Raw genomic sequence first — 16,699 nt, forward strand, 5'->3', positions numbered from 1 at the left:
TGCCGCCCGTCATGACGGGCGGGCGTGGGCCCACACCCCCTGCCTGGTCCATCCTTCAGCCGTCCATGGGGTTCCTTCATGCCATTCGCTGTCTACGCGCTCGGGCTCGCCGTCTTCGCCCAGGGCACATCCGAATTCATGCTGTCCGGTCTGGTCTCGGACATCGCCGACGACCTGCATGTGTCCATCCCTGCCGCGGGGCTGCTGACCTCGGCCTTCGCGATCGGAATGATCGTCGGGGCGCCGTTGATGGCGCTCTTCAGCCGGAACTGGCCGCGCCGCCGCGCCCTCATCTTCTTCCTCTGTGTCTTCAGCGCCGTCCATGTCATCGGCGCGCTCACCCCCGGCTACGGTCTGCTCCTCGCGACGCGGGTCGTCGGGGCCCTGGCCAATGCGGGCTTCTGGGCGGTGGCCCTGGTGACCGCGGTCTCCATGGTCGGGCCCGAAGCACGGGCACGCGCCACATCGGTGGTGGTCGGGGGCGTCACCATCGCCTGTGTGGCCGGGGTGCCCGCCGGAGCGGCGCTGGGCGGGCACTGGGGGTGGAGGTCGGCCTTCTGGGCCGTGGCCCTGGTCTCCGTACCGGCCGTCGCCGTGATCGCCAGGACCGTTCCGGCGGGGCGGCCGGAGTCCACTCCCGCTCCCGCGAGCGTCGAGCTGCGGACCCTGGCCGGCCCGCGGCTGCTGCTGACCCTGGTGACGAGCGCCCTCGTACAGGGGGCGACGTTCTGCGCGTTCTCCTACGTCGAACCGCTCGCCACCCATGTGACAGGGCTCGCCTCGGTCTGGGTCCCCGGTCTGCTGGCGCTGTTCGGACTGGGCTCGTTCATCGGTGTCACGGCCGCCGGCCGGCTCGTCGACACACGGCCGGTCACCTTCACCGCGGCCGGCCTGGTGGCTCTGGTGATCGGCTGGACCGGGTTCGCGCTGACCGCGGGCAGCCCGGTCGCGACGGTGGCGCTCGTCCTCGTCCAGGGGATGCTCGCCTTCGGCACCGGTACGGCGCTGATCTCCTGGGTGTTCCGGCTGGCGGCCGACGCACCGACCCTGTCCGGCTCGTTCGCCACGGCCGCGTTCAATGTGGGTGGCGCGCTCGGCCCCTGGCTGGGCGGCCTGGCGATCGGTGCGGGATTCGGCTTCCGGTCGCCACTGTGGGTGAGCGCCCTGCTGATGGTCCTGGCGCTGGGCACCGCCGGGGCGGCACTGGGGATGCGGCGTACCGCCGATCGCGGTCGGGACGGCGTCCCCGCGGTCTGACGGACAGCGGCGGATGGAGCCCCGCCCGGCGCTGAACGGGCGGGGCTGTCCTGGTCACAGCAAGCAGCCAGCAAGCGGGATAAGGACAGGAACCACGCTATCGGCCACCACTGACAACGGGTCCTCAGATGTCGAGGTCCACGACCACCGGGGCATGGTCGGACGCGCCCTTGCCCTTGCGCTCCTCGCGGTCCACATAGCTGTCCGCGACCGCCGCGACGAAGGGCGCGTTGCCGTAGACCAGGTCGATCCGCATGCCCTTGTTCTTCGGGAAGCGCAGCTCCCGGTAGTCCCAGAAGGTGTACGGGCGGTCGTACTTGAGCGGGCGCGGCATGACGTCCGACAGCCCCTCCTCGCGCAGTGCGGCGAGGGCGGCACGCTCGGCGGGGGTGACATGCGTGGCGCCCTCGAACAGCGCCGGGTCCCAGACGTCCTCGTCGGTCGGGGCCACGTTGAAGTCGCCCAGGACGGCGAACGGCTTCGAGCCGGCGGCGTCCGGGGCGACGGCCTTCTGCAGGGCCTCGAACCAGCGCAGCTTGTACGCGTAGTGCGCGTGCTCGACCTCGCGGCCGTTGGGCACGTAGACCGACCAGACCCGGACCGGGCCGCAGGTCGCGGAGATGGCCCGCGGCTCCTGCACCCCGTCGTAGTCCGGGCCGTCCGGCAGGCCCTCGACCACGTCGGACAGACCGGCCCGGGAGACCAGCGCCACGCCGTTCCACCGGCCGGTGGCGTTGACCGCGGACTCGTAGCCGAGCTCGCGGAGCGCGTCCGCCGGGAACTGTTCGGCGGTGCACTTGGTCTCCTGGATGCACAGCACATCCGTGCCGGTGCTCTCCAGCCAGGCCAGCAGCCTCGGGAGCCGGGCGGTGATCGAATTGACGTTCCAGGTGGCGATGCGCATGTACGTAAACCTAGCGGCTGGCACTGACAGCCGCCGGTCCGGCGCCGGTCACAGGCCGGTCGAGTCCCCCGGGGCCAGCCGGCCGTGGTCGGCGCCGCCGAGGCTGCCGATCTGGTTGTCGTAGATCGGGCGGGCGAGATCGGTGAGCAGCGCGTCGTGGATGTCGATGGCGCGGCGCGGCTTGACCTCGCGTACGTAGTCGATGACCTCGGAGAGCTTGTTCCAGGGGGCCATCACCGGGAGCAACAGGGTGTCGACGGGCCGGTCGGGGACGGTGAGCGCGTCGCCCGGGTGGAAGAGCGAGCCGTCGACCAGGAAGCCGATGTTGGTGATCCTCGGGATGTCCGGGTGGATCACCGCGTGCAGCTCGCCGTGCACCTGTACGTCGAAGCCCGCCGCGGTGAAGGTGTCGCCGTGGCCGACGGTGTGGACGCGGCCGGGGAAGGCCGCAGCGAGCCGCTCGGCGACGCTGCGCAGGGTCCAGATCTCGGCGGCCGGGTCGGCCTCCATGCCTGCGCGCAGCCGTCCCTCGTCGAAGTGGTCGGGGTGCTCGTGCGTCACCAGCATCGCGTCGGCGCCGACGGCGGCGTCCTGCTCGGAGAAGCCGCCCGGGTCGATGACGAGCGTCCGCCCGTCCTTTTCCAGACGGATGCAGGAGTGCGTCTTCTTGGTCAGTGTCAGGTGCACGGGGTTCACGGCGTCCATGGCTCCCATCCTGCTACGGGCGGGGCCTCGTTTCTTCCTGAATCACTCTCTGGGCGACGGAGAAGGCGGCTCCGGCGGCGGGGACGCCGCAGTACACGGCGGTCTGCATCAGCACCTCCTTGATCTCGGCCGGGGTGAGGCCGTTGCGCAGGGCGGCCCTGACATGTGCGGCCAGGCCCTCCAGATGGCCGGAGGCGACCAGCGCGGTGAGCGTGACACAGCTGCGGGTACGGCGGTCCAGGCCCTCCCGGGTCCACACCTCGCCCCATGCGTAGCGGGTGACCAGCTCCTGGAAGTCCTGGGTGAAGTCGTCGGCGTCGGCCAGGGCCCGGTCCACATGGGCGTTGCCCAGCACCTCACGGCGGATCTTCAGGCCGGGCTCGTACGGGTCGGCGCGTCCGGTGGTCCCCGTCGGGGGCTGCGGCGTGGCCGCGGTGATCTCCGCGACGGGCAGCACGGGCGCGGAGAGCTGCGGGGTGGACGGCGGGACGGGGATGGCGGCGAGGGTGTCCTGCCAGGCCGTGGAGAAGTGGGTGAGGAGCAGATCGGAGACGGCTCCGGGCTGCTCGACCGGGGCGAGGTGGGCGGCGCCGGGGACGAGCGCGAGCCGGGCGTCCGGTATGCCCGCGACCAGGGTGCGTGCGTCGCCCGGTCCGGTGACCCGGTCCTCGGCGCCGACCAGGACGAGGGTCGGGGCGGTGATGCGGCCGAGTTCACCGCGGACGTCGAAGGCGGCGAGGGCCTCGCAGGCGGCGATGTAGCAGCCGGGGTCGGTGGTGCGGACCATCTGGACGGCCCAGTCGACGATGGCCGGCTGCGCGGCGGCGAACCCGGGGGTGAACCAGCGCTCGGGTGCGGTGCGAGCCATCGGCTCCAGTCCGTTGGTGCGCACGACCACCCCGCGCTGGCGGAATTCGTCGGCGCTGCCGAACCGGGGCGAGGCGGCGACGAGGGCCAGCGAGGCGACCCGGTGCGGCTGGCGCAGCGCGAGGTCGGCGCCGATCGCGCCGCCGATGGAGCAGCCCGCGTACCCGAAGCGCTGGACGCCGAGACCGTCGAGGGTGGCGAGCAGCCGGTCGGAGAGGTCGCCGATGGCGGTGGCGGGGTGGGCGGGGGCGCCGCCGTGACCGGGGAGGTCGTAGCGGAAGACTCTCCAGTGCTGGGTGAGCTCCGGTATCTGCCGGTCCCACATGTGCCATGAGGTGCCGAGGGAGGGGCCCAGGACCAGGATCGGTGCGTCTTCCGGCCCGTCAAAGCGGTATTGCAGGGTTTCAGTCGTCGTCTCACTCACCCGCTCACGCTCCCATAGCGCACGAGATCCCCCATCGCCGGGGGAACCTAGCGGTTTCCGTCCCTCTTCTGGCGACGGTCCCGGCACTGCCGGGACCCCGCGGGACCAGGTGGCTGCCCGGCGTGTACTCGTGCCCCCTCTTCCGGGATCTCGCCCACGAACAGCTTGCGCACCGGACGGTGGACCGGTTCCGTCTTTTCCCCTGCACGAGATCCGGCCGTAGCCGAACTGGCCCGCCCGATTACCGCTACCGGTCCAGGCCGGCAGCCGGACCGTCCTGCTCGCGCTTGGAGGGCGTCCGCGTCCGCAGCGACCGGTACGACAGGCGTGCGGGCCTCGCTCGCCACCACGCCGCCCGCCTGCGATGTGTTCGGAAGCCGTTTCTTGAAAGTTCGGCGGAGGACAAGTTCGCCATTCCGCCACGATCTTGACCAAAGCCCTTCTAAGATCCCTGGCAAGGCGGTTCTCCGCATCTCTATGTACTCCCTCATGAGCAGGGCATCAGGCCCTTCTGAACGCTGAGAGCAGGAGATGACATCTACGTATGAACAAACGAAGGGAGCCGCGCCCGAGCCGCGTCGGCGGCGGCCGGGCATGCCCGGCCGCCGCACCGTCGGCTGCCTGGCCGCGCTCGCCTTGGGAATCGGCAGTGGCTCGTTAGCCGTGGCGCCTGCGGCGCACTCGCAGACGGAGGAAGGATCGGTGACGGTCCGGGTGATCCGGGCCGTGGACAACACCGGAGTGTGGACACCCGCGTTGGAACCGGGCCTCGCGGGCGTCAAGGTGACCCTCACCGACGACGCCGGAACGGGCATCGAGGGGGTCACGGCGGCCGACGGCACCGTGACACTGACTCCGGCGGCGGGCAGCGCCACCAGCGGCAAGTACCGGGTGCAGGTGGTGAATCCGAGGCCGGGTGTGCTGTTCCCGGCCTTCGCCTCGCGCCAGGGTCTGGACGGTGCGCCCAACCAGTTGAGCAGCAATGAGGAGTTCGTCGACCTCTCCGGCGAGAAGAACGTGGCGTACACCACCGGGCTGTGGAGTCCGGGTGACTACTGCCAGAAGAACGCACCGCTGGTGACGACCTGTCAGCCCACCACGCGCGAGGGCGGGACCCAGCGCACGCTGGTCTCCTTCCCGTACGACGCACGCGGCCAGGACGGCGTCGACGTCAACGTCACGAACATCGCCACCAACGCCGAGACCGGCACACTGTTCGGCATCGCGTGGAACAAGGCCGACAAGCGGGTGTTCTCCTCTGCACTGGCCAAGCGCACCACGGACTACGGTCCGGGCGGCCCCGGGGGGATCTATGTGACCGACCGCGCGCAGAAGAAGACCACCCTGTTCACCGTCGTCCCGGACGCGGGGACCACGGCGCACGGCCAGGGTACGGACGATGCCTTCCTCACCGTGCCCGGCAGGGAGAGCCTGGGCGGCATCAAGATCACCGATGACGGCAAGGACCTGTTCGTCGTCAACCTCAACAACCGCAAGCTCTACCGCTACGACGCCACGGTGGCGACCGCGGCGGCACCCAAGGCCGTCGCAGCCATCCCGGATCCGGGCTGTCCGGCGGCCGGGGACTGGCGCCCCTTCGGCCTGGGCCTGCAGGACGGCGTCGGCTACCTCGGCGGGGTGTGCTCCGGCGAGTCCACCGGGAAGCTCTCGGACCTGCGCGCGGTGGTCATGCCCTTCGACCTCGACACCGGAGCGTTCCGCAAGGCGGTGCTGGACCAGCCGCTGGACTACCCGCGTCAGTCCACGGTCGGCAGTGGCCCATGCGACGGCGCGGGCTGGTTCCCGTGGACGAGCACCTACCCGGTCTCGCAGAACGGTCGTCCGTGTGGCAACTCCACCATTGCCAACCCCGAACCGGAGTTGGGCGAGATCGGCTTCGAGTCCGACGGCTCGATGCTGCTGGCCTTCCGCGACCGCTTCGGCGACCGCGCGCCAGCCGGTCCCACGCCGAACTCCGCCGCCATCGTCATGTCGGGCGGTGACCTGAACAAGGCCTGCCCGGCGAACGGCATGTATGCGATGGACACCAACAACGGCTGCGGGCTCTCCCCCCGGGGCACCCGTTTCTTCGACACCAGCTGGGGTGGTCACCGCAACACGGCGTTCGCCGGCATGGCGCTCTCCAAGGCCGAGAACACCATCGCGACCTCCGCTTTCGACCCCAACCACACCGCCCTCGGGTACGGCACGTCGTTCCTCCAGCGCGACGGCGCGCAAGACCCGGAGTTCGGCCTGCGCCTCAACCCGCCGGGCACCGTGGCCCCGTTCGGCAAGGGCGCCTCCATGGGCGACCTGGAGGTGCTCTGCGACCAGGCCCCGCTCCAGATCGGCAACCGGGTCTGGTACGACCCCGAGCGCAAGGGCATCCAGAACCCGGGCCAGCGCCCGGTCGTGGGCGCGACCGTCCACCTGTACGACGAGTCGGGCAAGCTCGTGGGGACGACCGAGACGACGGCGCGCGGCGAGTACTACTTCGACGACTCCAATGTCACCGGTGGCCTCCGGCCGAGGACCAAGTACACCATCCGCCTCGACAAACCGGCCGACTACGCCAAGGGCGGCCCGCTCCACCAGTGGGTGCCCACGGAAGCGGACGTCGGCGACAACCACTTCATCGACTCCAAGGGCATCGTCCCGCGCGACGCGCGCTTCCCGGAGCGGGCGTTGACCACCGGTGGGCCCGGAGAGAACGACCACACCTACGACTTCGGTTTCCGGCAACAGGAAGGCGCGCTGCGCCTGGTCAAGCACGACCAGGACGGCAGAGCGCTGGCACGGGCGAAATTCCAGCTGTGGAAGGAGACGAACGGCTCCGACAAGCTGCAGACCACCGGGGCGGAGCCGGACACGAAGGTCGGCAAGCCCTGCATGACCGGGACCGACGGCATCTGCCGCGGCACCGGTGCACCGGGCACGTACTACTGGCAGGAGGTCAGCCCGCCCGCAGGTTACGCCGTACCCGACGAGACCGTGTTCGGGCCGCTGGTGCTGACCTCCGACAACCTCGACGACGGGGTCTCGGTGACAGCGGTCAACCGACGGCTTCCCGCCACCGAGCCGACGCCGACACCGACACCGACGAAGCCGGTACCGGACAAACCGGGTTCGCCGGGGGCTCCAGGTGCACCGGGTGCACCGGGTGCACCCGGCCACGTACCCAACTCGGGCCTGGCTGCCACCGGCATGAGCCAGGTGGTTTCGCTGGCCCTGGCCGGCTGCGCCGCGCTCACAGTTCTCGGTGCGGCACTGGTCGTACTGATGCGCAGGCGAAGGGCACAGCACCGCTAGGGTCTTTCGTTCGGATCAGGCCGGACCCCGCAGGCCCGGCATGATCCGGACGAGAGGCCCCAGGGCCTGTCCCGGAGCGGGGCGACCGGCACCGGTGACCGTCCCGGCCGACTCGGGCGGGTTCGCGGACCAGCGGTTCGCGGACCCGCCCTCCTGTGTGACCGACCGATGAGAGAAGGCGACCGCATGGCTCGGAAGAGGAAGACCGACGGCCGTACGCCGCGTCGGGCCCTCTGGTTCAGGACACTGATCGCGGTCACGGCGTGCGGCGCCGCGGTGGGCGGCCTGGCCGCCTACCGGACCTTGTCGGAGGACACCGCCACCGAGCGTCCGGTGACGATGGAGGAGGCGTCCAGGCTGGCACTGTCGCGGCTGAATCTGTACCGGGCCAGTCCCGTGGCGGTGACCCTGACCGCCACCGAGGGCGGCGGAGTGGTGGTGCGGGTCGAGGGCGTCGTGGACTACCGCACCCACCGGGCCGTGGGGAGCTATCACGTCACCGGATCCTCCGGCGCTTCCGGGCCCGCCACCGGGCAGCTCGACCACGGGCTGATCGTCTGGGACACCGGCGGCCTCGGCCTGGCCCCCGTGCCCAAGGGCGACAACAGACCGGCCTGGCAGCAGGCCGAGCACATCCCGCGCTCGGGCTGGTCCGCGCGCTCCTACACGGCCGATCCCCTGGACGCCGGGCTCCGGTTGCTGATCGAGCTCGGCGCGGACCGCCCCGACAACCCGCTGTTGCTCGCACAGTCCGGGGCTCGCCGGCTGGAGCGTGATCGCATCGACGGCCGCAGCTACGACCGGTTCGCGGGGCCGCGCGCCCAGGGCGCCACGCCCGGTGCGGGTCCCGACGGCGGACGGTCGCCGCTGACGTACTGGGTCGACGGTGACGGCGGCCTGCGGCGGGTGACGATGCGGATGCCGGGCCTGGGGACTCCGGCCACCGTGGAGTTCTCCGGGCGCGAGGGACGCGCGAAGCTCCCCGAGGCGCCGTGGGGCACCGGCTGATGTCTCGGTGCCGATGCGCCCCGGCTTCCGCGGTTGCCGACGGCCCTCCTCGGCCCACCCCTCGGGGCGGCACGGTGAACGGGGGCCGAGTCCACCGCGGCGCCATGCTCAGCGTGAGTGCGGCGCGGCGTCCACGTCCTTCGGGAGCGGATACGCGGCCGCGTCGACGGCCCCGGGCAGGCCGGTCGCCGGGGTGCCCGGGACCGTCGGGTCCGGCATGGACGGCTGGGCGGGTGGGGCCGGTACCTGGCTGAACGGTACGCCCGGTGGCGCCTGCACCGGCGCGGTCCGGCCGGTGGGCAGCGCGCCCCGGCCGCGGGTGCCGCAGCCCGCGCGACCCTCCAGGCCGTTCGGGCTCTGGGTGTCGGGCCGGTTGCCCGCGAAACAGTTGCCGGGGTCGGCCGAGGCCAGCACGAGGTCGATGCCGTTGCCGGTGGCGCGGTTGCCTTCGACGCGATTGCCGCTCGCCGGATGCCCCGGCGGGTCGGTGACGACCACTCCGGCCGCCCGGTTGCCCCGGACCAGGTTGCGCTGGACGCGGTTCGCGGTGCCGCCGCCGATGCCGATGCCGATGCCGAAGCCCCCGTCCGCCTGCTCGGGCGTGTCGGCGGCGTTGTTGTCGGCGACCACGTTGCCCGCGATCACCGCGCCGTGCTGCGGGGCGAGGGCCTCCAGGTCGTTGGAGTTGACCGTGACGCCGACCCGGTTGCGGACGACGCGATTGCCCAGCACCGACAGGCCGTCCGAGGCATTGGTCAGTTCGATGCCGACCGCGTTGCGCTCCACGGTGTTGCCGCGGACGACGGTGCCGCAGGGCTTGCACTGGCCGACGTAGATGCCGGAGTCGGCGTGCCCGGAGGCGTAGGAGTCCTCGATCACGCCGTCGCGCGCGTCAAAGGCGTAGATGCCGTAGAGGCCGTTGTTGTATGCCGTGACCCGGGTCGCGCGGAAGCCCCGGACGGCAGGGAAGCGGGTGGTGTCCAGCGGGTCGTAGGCGGAGCCGCCGGCGCCGCGCTGCTGCAACCGCTCGTCGGTGACGCCGGTGAACAGCACGCCGTTGGCGAGGTAGCCGTGCACGGTGAGGTTCTCGACCACCGAGCCGGCGCCGGTCACGGTGATGCCGTTGGCCAGACGCACACCGCCGTCGAAGACCACCTTGTTGCGGTCCGTTCCGCGCAGCACCAAGCGGGGCTTGGTGACGCGCACGCTCTCCCGGTACACACCCGGGCCGATCAGCACCGTCTCGCCCTCACGAGCGACGTCCACCGCCTGCTGCACCGAGGGGAAATCCTGCGGAACGCGCAGCACGCTGCCCGCCGGATGCCGCGCATCGCCGGACGTCGACCCCGTACCGGAGCACCCGGTGGCCGCCAACGCGACCGAGACGACCAGCACCGACAGACGCAGCGCCGCCCGGAATACCTCCGCCGGGACTGCCCAACGGTTCAACAGGCGCTCTGCAGACAGGGTTTGCATGGCAGATGTTTTATCGTCTCCAATAGGCCTATGCCCACCGAACAGGGAAATGCGCAGGATCCACCCCGACCCGCGGCAACCGGTTTCGGGCGGCGTCGGGCACTGCTCGCAGCCGGAGCGGTGCTCGCAGCCGGGGCCGGCGCGGCAGCCGACGAACTGACGAGGGGCGACCGGACAGCCGGCCGTGCCACCTCGGGCGCCCCGCCGACCGAGGCCGCGATTCCCTTCCACGGCGCCCGACAGGCAGGTGTTACGGCGCCCCAGCAACCGGCGACGCACCTGCTCTCCTTCGACCTCCCCCGGACCTCTGCCGCCACCGACCGGAAGGCCCTTCGCAACGTCCTCGGCGCGCTGACCAGCACGCTCGCCACCGCAGCCGCCGACGCCCCGCCGGACCCGCGACTCCAAGGCGGTGGCGCGACCCGGCTCACCTCCCTGGTCGGCATCGGCCCCGCTCTCGCCGCTCGGCTCGACCTCAACGTCCCCGCCTCACTGGCGGAGTTGCCGCCGTTCCCCGGCGACCGCCTCGACCCGCGCCGCAGCAACGGCGATCTTCTGGTCCAGCTGTGCGCGGCCGACCGCTGGACGCTCACCGTCGTCGCCGAACTCGTCGGCAGGGCCGCACACACCGCCGGCGCCGTGCCGCGCTGGACCCAGTCCGGCTTCCTGCCCCACACGGCCCCGGGCACCACCCCGCGCAACTTGTTCGGCTCCAAGGACGGCACCGCCAACCCCGATCACGCGGCGGCCGAGCAGTGGGTCTGGGGCCCACCCGGAGCCCACGGGGACGGCACCGTTCTGGTCTACCGCAGGATCCGCATGGACGTCACCGGCTTCGCGGCCCTCTCCGAGGGCCGGCGCGACCGGGCGATCGGCCGCCGTGCCCACGACGGCGTCGCCCTCAGTGGCACCTCCGAGCATGACGAGCCGGACATCTACGCCAAGAACCCCGACGGTTCCTACGTCATCCCCGCCACCGCCCACGTGCGTCTCGCCAGCCCCCGCTTCGACGGCGGTGCCCGTATGCTCCGCCGCAGTTACAGCTACGACGACGGCCCGACCGACCGCGGCCTTCTGTTCTGTGCCTTCATGCGCGACTCCGCCCAGTTCACCCGCGTCCAGAACCGCCTGGCCGGCCGCGACGCCCTCACGCCGTTCCTCCAACACCGGGCCTCGGCCGTGGCCTACGTCCTGCCCGGCGCCACATCCGCCGGGACTCTCGGCGAACAGCTCTGGACATGAGGTCCGCCGCGCCAGGCCGGTCGGCAACGGCGATCCCGAGCACGACCGAGCCCCGTTGAACACCGTGAGGCCGCGACGCGTCGTCCCGCTCACCCGCCCGCGCTCCCCTATCTCACACTTTCCGACGGGAGAGCGGGTCGGGGCACTCGCCGGACCTCCACATGCGCACACCGCCGGACGAAGATCCTCCACCTCCGGCTCCGCATACCGGCGCTCCGCGGTGCTGATCCCTGGCCGAACTGTCTGCTGCTCGTCTACCCGTCCTCGGTGGTCCCGGCCGGACCGCCGGTCCGTACCGGAAAGAGCTTGGACCAGCGTGCTTCCTCCTCGCGCTGCTCCTGGCCCCGTCGCAGCCGCGCCTGGACGGTCAGGGACACCACGGCGGTGGTGCCGGCGACCGCCGGCAGCGCGGCCACGACCGGAGCGACCGGCATGAGCAGCAGAAGCATCGTGAGGGCCGCCGATCCCCACGCGGTCAGTACGGCGGCCGCGGCCGGCCGCCGGGAGCGCGGCCGGTCCTGGCCCGCTCGCAGATCGACATAGGCAGGCAGGTACCAGACGTTGCCGGACGCGAGGAGCACGACGACGCCGACCGCCAGAACACCGTGGGACATCGGGCAGCACTCTCCTGAGGGCGGGGTTCGGGGACGGGGGACGGAAGGGTCAGTGCGGTACAGCGGGTTCGAGTTCGAGCGCGGCGATCTCCGGATGGTGCAGATCGAGGGCCGGGGACTCGCTGCGGATGCGGGGCAGCGAACTGAAGTTGTGCCGGGGCGGAGGGCAGGACGTGGCCCATTCCAGGGAGCGGCCATAGCCCCAGGGGTCGTCGACGGTGACCTTCCGGCCGTACTGGCTGGTCTTCCAGACGTTGTAGAAGAAGGGCAGGAACGACAGTCCGAGGAGGAACGAGCCGATGGTGGAAAGGGTGTTGAGAGCGGTGAATCCGTCAGAGGCGAGATAGTCCGCGTACCGGCGCGGCATTCCCTCGGCTCCGAGCCAGTGCTGTACGAGGAACGTGAGGTGGAAGCCGACCGTCAGCACCCAGAACGTGATCTTGCCCAGGCGCTCGTCGAGCATCCTTCCGGTGAACTTCGGCCACCAGAAATGGAATCCGGCGAACATCGCGTACACGACCGTGCCGAAGAGCGTGTAGTGGAAGTGGGCGACGACGAAGTACGAGTCGGAGACGTGGAAGTCCAGGGGTGGTGAGGCCAGGATGACGCCGGTCAGTCCGCCGAAGACGAAGGTGATCAGAAATCCGGTGGTCCACAGCATCGGCGTCTCGAAGGACAGCGATCCCTTCCACATCGTGCCGATCCAGTTGAAGAACTTCACTCCGGTCGGTACGGCGATCAGGAAGGTCATGAAGGAGAAGAACGGCAGCAGTACGCCGCCGGTCACATACATGTGGTGGGCCCAGACGGTGACGGACAGTCCGGCGATGGCGATCGTCGCGGCGACGAGACCGATGTAGCCGAACATCGGCTTCCGGGAGAAGACCGGAATGATCTCGGAGACGATCCCGAAGAACGGCAGCGCCAGTACATAGACCTCGGGGTGGCCGAAGAACCAGAAGAGGTGCTGCCACAGAAGCGCGCCTCCGTTGGCCGGGTCGAAGATGTGTGAGCCGAACTTCCGGTCCATCTCCAGCGCGAAGAGCGCAGCGGCCAGGACCGGGAAGACCAGGAGGATGAGTACGGCGGTCAGCAGTACGTTCCAGGTGAAGATCGACATCCGGAACATCGTCATTCCCGGGGCCCGCATGCAGATGATGGTGGTGATGAAATTCACCGCTCCGAGAATGGAACCGAATCCGGAAAGCGCCACACCCATGATCCACATATCGGCGCCGATGCCCGGTGAATGCGTGGCGTCGGACAAGGGGGCATAGGCGAACCATCCGAAGTCGGCGGCGCCCTGCGGGGTGAGGAACCCCGCGGCGGCGATCAGCGATCCGAAGAGGAACAACCAGTACGCCAGCATGTTCAGCCGCGGAAACGCCACATCGGGTGCGCCTATCTGAAGCGGCATGAGCCAATTGGCGAATCCCGTGAACAGCGGCATCGCGAAGAGCAGCAGCATCACCGACCCGTGCATGGTGAATGCCTGATTGAACTGCTCGTTGGAAATGATCTGCGTCCCGGGGCGGGCGAGTTCGGCGCGCATCACGAGTGCCATCGCGCCGCCGATGAGGAAGAAGACGAACGCGGTGACGAGATAGAGCGTGCCGATCTGCTTGTGATCGGTCGTCGTGAGCCACGAGACGACGATCCGCCCGCGGGACGACCGGCCCGGCAGCTCGGTGCCGGGGGGCGTCGCCGGCTCGCCCGTGACCGCCCGGGTGTCTGCGCGGCCGTTCCTGGCGGAGGGCGTGTCGGCGACGGCGGCTCCGGGGTCCGGGGGCACCGGCCCCTGTGCGGGGGCGACTCGATTGCCCTGCGATTCCATTGCGTCCACCGGACCGTGTCCTCCAGCTCTTGCGGCTCTTCGAGCGCTCCCCGCCGCACGGGCGGAGGGGAGCGGTCGGAAAGGTCCGGCGGATCACGAGGGGACGGACCGGACCTTCCCGGCCGCACCATGCTGTCCGTGCCCCTCCAGGCCCTCCAGGGACCGACGGGTACCGTCCGCGGGGCCGACCGGCCCTACTGCCGGTCCCTCAGGCGGCCGACCGGCCTCACCCGGGCCGGTCCGGGAGGCGGCAGTGCACCGCCGGGCCCTCGTCCCCGTGGCTGTCGTAGGCTGACCGTCCGTGGACCGGTCCCAGCCCTGCGGTGATCCGGTGAGCGATTTCCCGGCATACGACACACGGATCCTGAGAGCGGCGCCCCGATGACAGAAACAACACCCACCGCGCCCGGCGGCTCCCCCTTCAAAGTCCCTTCTCCCGGCTCCGCCTCCCCCGCCCCCGATTCGCCCGGAGCCCGCTGCTCCGTTACGGCGGCCTGGCCCCAGCCCAGCCGGCCGGACAGGATGCGCAGTCTGCTGGATGCCGTGATGAGTCTGGGCCGGGGCCTGGAACTGCCCGAGGTGCTCCGCGGGATCGTGGAGGCCGCGGTGACCCTGACCGACGCGGAGTACGGGGCGCTCGGCATCGTCGGGGACGGGCAGAAGCTGCTGGAGTTCCTGCCGGTCGGCATATCGGAGCAGCTCGCCGCCGTGATCGGCCAGACGCCGTGCGGGCGCGGAATCCTCGGTGAGCTGATCCATCACCCGGAGCCGCTGCGGCTCACCGATCTGAGCAGCCATCCCCGCAGTTTCGGTTTTCCGCCCCATCATCCCCCGATGCGCACCTTCCTCGGGGTGCCGGTACGGGTTCGGGACGAGGTGTTCGGCAACCTCTACCTCACGGAGAAGCGGGGCGGGGTGAGCTTCGACGCCGACGACGAGGCGGTGCTGACCACCTTGTCGATCGCGGCCGGGGTCGCCATCGACAACGCCCGCATGTACGACGAGAGCCGTCGTCGGGAGCGGCGTCTGGAGGCACTGGGCGAGATCACCCGCACCCTGCTGTCGGGGACGGACGCCGACGAGGTGCTGCATCTGATCGCCGAGCGGGCGATGGAGGTGGCGGGCGCCGACCGGGCCGCGATTCTGCTGCCCACGCCCCCCGCGTCGCTCTCCGGGGCCTCGGAGACATCCGGGGCCGAGGCACGTCTGACCGTTGCCGTCGCCCATGGCAGGGACGCCGAGCGCGTGACGGGGCTGTCCGTACCCGCGCGGGGATCACTGGCCGGACTCGCCGCCCGTACGGGGACACCGGTGCACTGCTCCGATGTCCGTTCCGATCCCCGGGCCCACCCGTTCGGCGACGGTGCCGAGGACGGTCTGGGCCCGGTGGTGACGGTGCCTCTGCGAGTCGACACCGGGGCAAGGGGCGCACTGCGTCTGGGGCGGCCGGTGGACCGCCCGCCGTTCGACGACACCGAGGTCGCGCTCGTCTCGGGCTTCGCCGACCAGGCGGCCATTGCCCTGGAACTGGCCCGTAGGCGGGCCGAGTCCGAGGAACTCGCCGTCATGCACGACCGGGACCGGATCGCCCGCGATCTGCACGATCTGGCGATCCAGCGTCTCTTCGCGACCGGGATGACCCTCCAGAGCACCACGCGTGCCATCGCGGACCGGCCGGACGCGGCCGAGCGGGTCAGCCGCGCGGTGGATGATCTGGACACCACGATCCGGATCATCCGGTCCACCATCTTCGATCTGCGGACGGCGGACGGTTCGGGCCGCGGCGGGCTGCGGCACCGGATGGCGGAGACCGCCCGCTCGGCGGCGCACGCCCTCGGCTTCCGGCCCTCCGTGCGGATCGACGGGCCGGTGGACACCACCGTCCCGGACGAGCTGGCCGAACATGTGGTGGCGGTCGCCGCCGAGGCGGTGTCCAATGCCTCTCGCCATGCCCGTGCCACTCGTATCGGCATCGTGCTGTCGGCCGACGACGCGGTGACCCTGACCGTCACCGACAACGGCATCGGGATCCGGGACGGTGTCACGACCGAGTCCGGGACAGGAGCATCGGTCGATGCCGGTGAAACGGCGGCCGAACGCCTCGGAGGGCTGGCCAATATGCGTACGCGGGCAGAGCTCTGCGGCGGCACACTGGCGATCGAACGGCCGGCGGACGGCGGCACCCGGATCACCTGGCGCGTGCCGCTCCACGACTGACGCCCGAGCGTCCGTCAGCCGCGTGGGTCCGGGGACCGGCCCTGGCGGTCCTTGATCCGGCCGACGAGCATCGCGGCCTGGATGCGGCGGCCCACGCCCAGTTTGGCGAGGATCGAGGAGATGCGGTTCTTGACGGTCTTCTCGGCCAGGAAGAGACGTTCCGCGATCTCACGGTTGGTGAGGCCCTCGCCGATGAGGTCCAGGATCTGCCGTTCCCTGGGCGTGAGTCCGTCCAGTTCCGATGCCTCCGACGCCTCGGCGGGGGGTCGTTCGGTGCCCCGCAGCCGTGCCATCACGCGGGCGGTCGTCCGCGGATCGAGCATCGAGGTGCCCGACGCGACCGTGCGTACGGCGGCGATCAGATCGGCCCCGTTGATCTGCTTGAGCACGTACCCCGCGGCGCCCGCCATGATGGCGTCGAACAGCGCCTCGTCGTCGTCGAAGGACGTCAGCATCAGGCAGGCGAGTTCGGGCATCAGGGCGCGCAGTTCCCGGCACACCTCGATACCGGCGTGGTCCCCGCCCCGGTCGTCGCCGAGGCGTACGTCCAGCACGGCGACCTGCGGTCTGCTGGCCGGTACGCGGGCCAGCGCCTCCCGGGCGTCGGACGCCTCGCCGACGACCTCGATGTCGTCCTCGGCCTCCAGCAGATCGCGTACGCCGCGCCGTACGACCTCGTGGTCGTCGAGGATGAAGACGCGTACGGGGGCCGCGGACGGCGACGGGGTCGTACGCGACGGGGTCGTGCTCAGTGGGGAATTCGCGAACTCATTCACATCGTGCTCGATCGGTTCGGGGAGAGGGCCGGAAGACAGTATGTGCCCGTCCCGGGGCCCGTTCCC

General features: G+C 70.9%; 12 protein-coding genes. 5 read left to right on the forward strand and 7 right to left on the reverse strand.

Features of this window, described 5'->3' with window-relative positions; translation table 11 throughout:
• The first annotated feature begins 78 nt into the window (after positions 1-78).
• The gene (locus ACFV8T_RS17830) at positions 79-1,257 is read left to right on the forward strand and encodes a Cmx/CmrA family chloramphenicol efflux MFS transporter (RefSeq protein ID WP_385328440.1); all 1,179 of its coding nucleotides are present in this window, start codon (positions 79-81) and stop codon (positions 1,255-1,257) included.
• Positions 1,258-1,381: 124 nt separating this feature from the next.
• On the opposite strand, the gene ACFV8T_RS17835 is transcribed toward ACFV8T_RS17830, so the two are convergent.
• The 3 genes from ACFV8T_RS17835 to pcaC are packed head-to-tail and all read right to left on the reverse strand — an operon-like array spanning position 1,382 to position 4,157.
• Positions 1,382-2,161 (reverse strand): exodeoxyribonuclease III, encoded by a 780-nt coding sequence (locus ACFV8T_RS17835; protein WP_385328442.1) that lies wholly within the window; start codon positions 2,159-2,161, stop codon positions 1,382-1,384.
• A gap of 48 nt (positions 2,162-2,209) precedes the next feature.
• Positions 2,210-2,866 (reverse strand): MBL fold metallo-hydrolase, encoded by a 657-nt coding sequence (locus tag ACFV8T_RS17840; protein ID WP_385328443.1) that lies wholly within the window; start codon positions 2,864-2,866, stop codon positions 2,210-2,212.
• Positions 2,867-2,879: 13 nt separating this feature from the next.
• On the reverse strand, positions 2,880-4,157 hold the full coding sequence (pcaC, locus tag ACFV8T_RS17845; RefSeq protein ID WP_385328445.1) for a 4-carboxymuconolactone decarboxylase: 1,278 nt from the start codon (positions 4,155-4,157) through the stop codon (positions 2,880-2,882).
• Between the two features lie 702 nt (positions 4,158-4,859).
• Here pcaC and ACFV8T_RS17850 point away from each other — a divergent pair.
• Both ACFV8T_RS17850 and ACFV8T_RS17855 read left to right on the forward strand, forming a co-directional pair.
• The gene (locus ACFV8T_RS17850) at positions 4,860-7,466 is read left to right on the forward strand and encodes an SdrD B-like domain-containing protein (RefSeq protein WP_385328447.1); all 2,607 of its coding nucleotides are present in this window, start codon (positions 4,860-4,862) and stop codon (positions 7,464-7,466) included.
• 186 nt (positions 7,467-7,652) lie between these two features.
• Positions 7,653-8,474 (forward strand): hypothetical protein, encoded by an 822-nt coding sequence (locus tag ACFV8T_RS17855; RefSeq protein WP_385328448.1) that lies wholly within the window; start codon positions 7,653-7,655, stop codon positions 8,472-8,474.
• 108 nt (positions 8,475-8,582) lie between these two features.
• On the opposite strand, the gene ACFV8T_RS17860 is transcribed toward ACFV8T_RS17855, so the two are convergent.
• On the reverse strand, positions 8,583-9,923 hold the full coding sequence (locus ACFV8T_RS17860) for a right-handed parallel beta-helix repeat-containing protein (RefSeq protein ID WP_385328450.1): 1,341 nt from the start codon (positions 9,921-9,923) through the stop codon (positions 8,583-8,585).
• Between the two features lie 57 nt (positions 9,924-9,980).
• Here ACFV8T_RS17860 and ACFV8T_RS17865 point away from each other — a divergent pair, with 57 nt between their 5' ends.
• Positions 9,981-11,192: a Dyp-type peroxidase gene (locus ACFV8T_RS17865; RefSeq protein WP_385328452.1), complete on the forward strand. Its 1,212-nt coding sequence runs from the start codon at positions 9,981-9,983 to the stop codon at positions 11,190-11,192.
• Positions 11,193-11,446: 254 nt separating this feature from the next.
• Here the strand turns inward: ACFV8T_RS17865 and ACFV8T_RS17870 are convergent, their stop codons facing one another.
• Positions 11,447-11,806: a hypothetical protein gene (locus ACFV8T_RS17870; protein WP_385328454.1), complete on the reverse strand. Its 360-nt coding sequence runs from the start codon at positions 11,804-11,806 to the stop codon at positions 11,447-11,449.
• Positions 11,807-11,855: 49 nt separating this feature from the next.
• Complete coding sequence (gene ctaD, locus ACFV8T_RS17875; protein ID WP_385328790.1) at positions 11,856-13,640, reverse strand: cytochrome c oxidase subunit I; 1,785 nt, start codon at positions 13,638-13,640, stop codon at positions 11,856-11,858.
• 522 nt (positions 13,641-14,162) lie between these two features.
• On the opposite strand from ctaD, the gene ACFV8T_RS17880 reads away from it, so the two are divergent.
• Complete coding sequence (locus ACFV8T_RS17880; protein ID WP_385328456.1) at positions 14,163-15,857, forward strand: GAF domain-containing protein; 1,695 nt, start codon at positions 14,163-14,165, stop codon at positions 15,855-15,857.
• A 14-nt stretch (positions 15,858-15,871) separates the two neighbouring features.
• On the opposite strand, the gene ACFV8T_RS17885 is transcribed toward ACFV8T_RS17880, so the two are convergent.
• Positions 15,872-16,609, reverse strand: a complete 738-nt coding sequence (locus tag ACFV8T_RS17885; protein WP_385328792.1) for a response regulator — start codon at positions 16,607-16,609, stop codon at positions 15,872-15,874.
• Positions 16,610-16,699 lie beyond the last annotated feature (90 nt).

Origin of the sequence: Streptomyces sp. NPDC059832, assembly GCF_042731715.1 — a bacterium.
Lineage (GTDB): Bacteria > Actinomycetota > Actinomycetes > Streptomycetales > Streptomycetaceae > Streptomyces.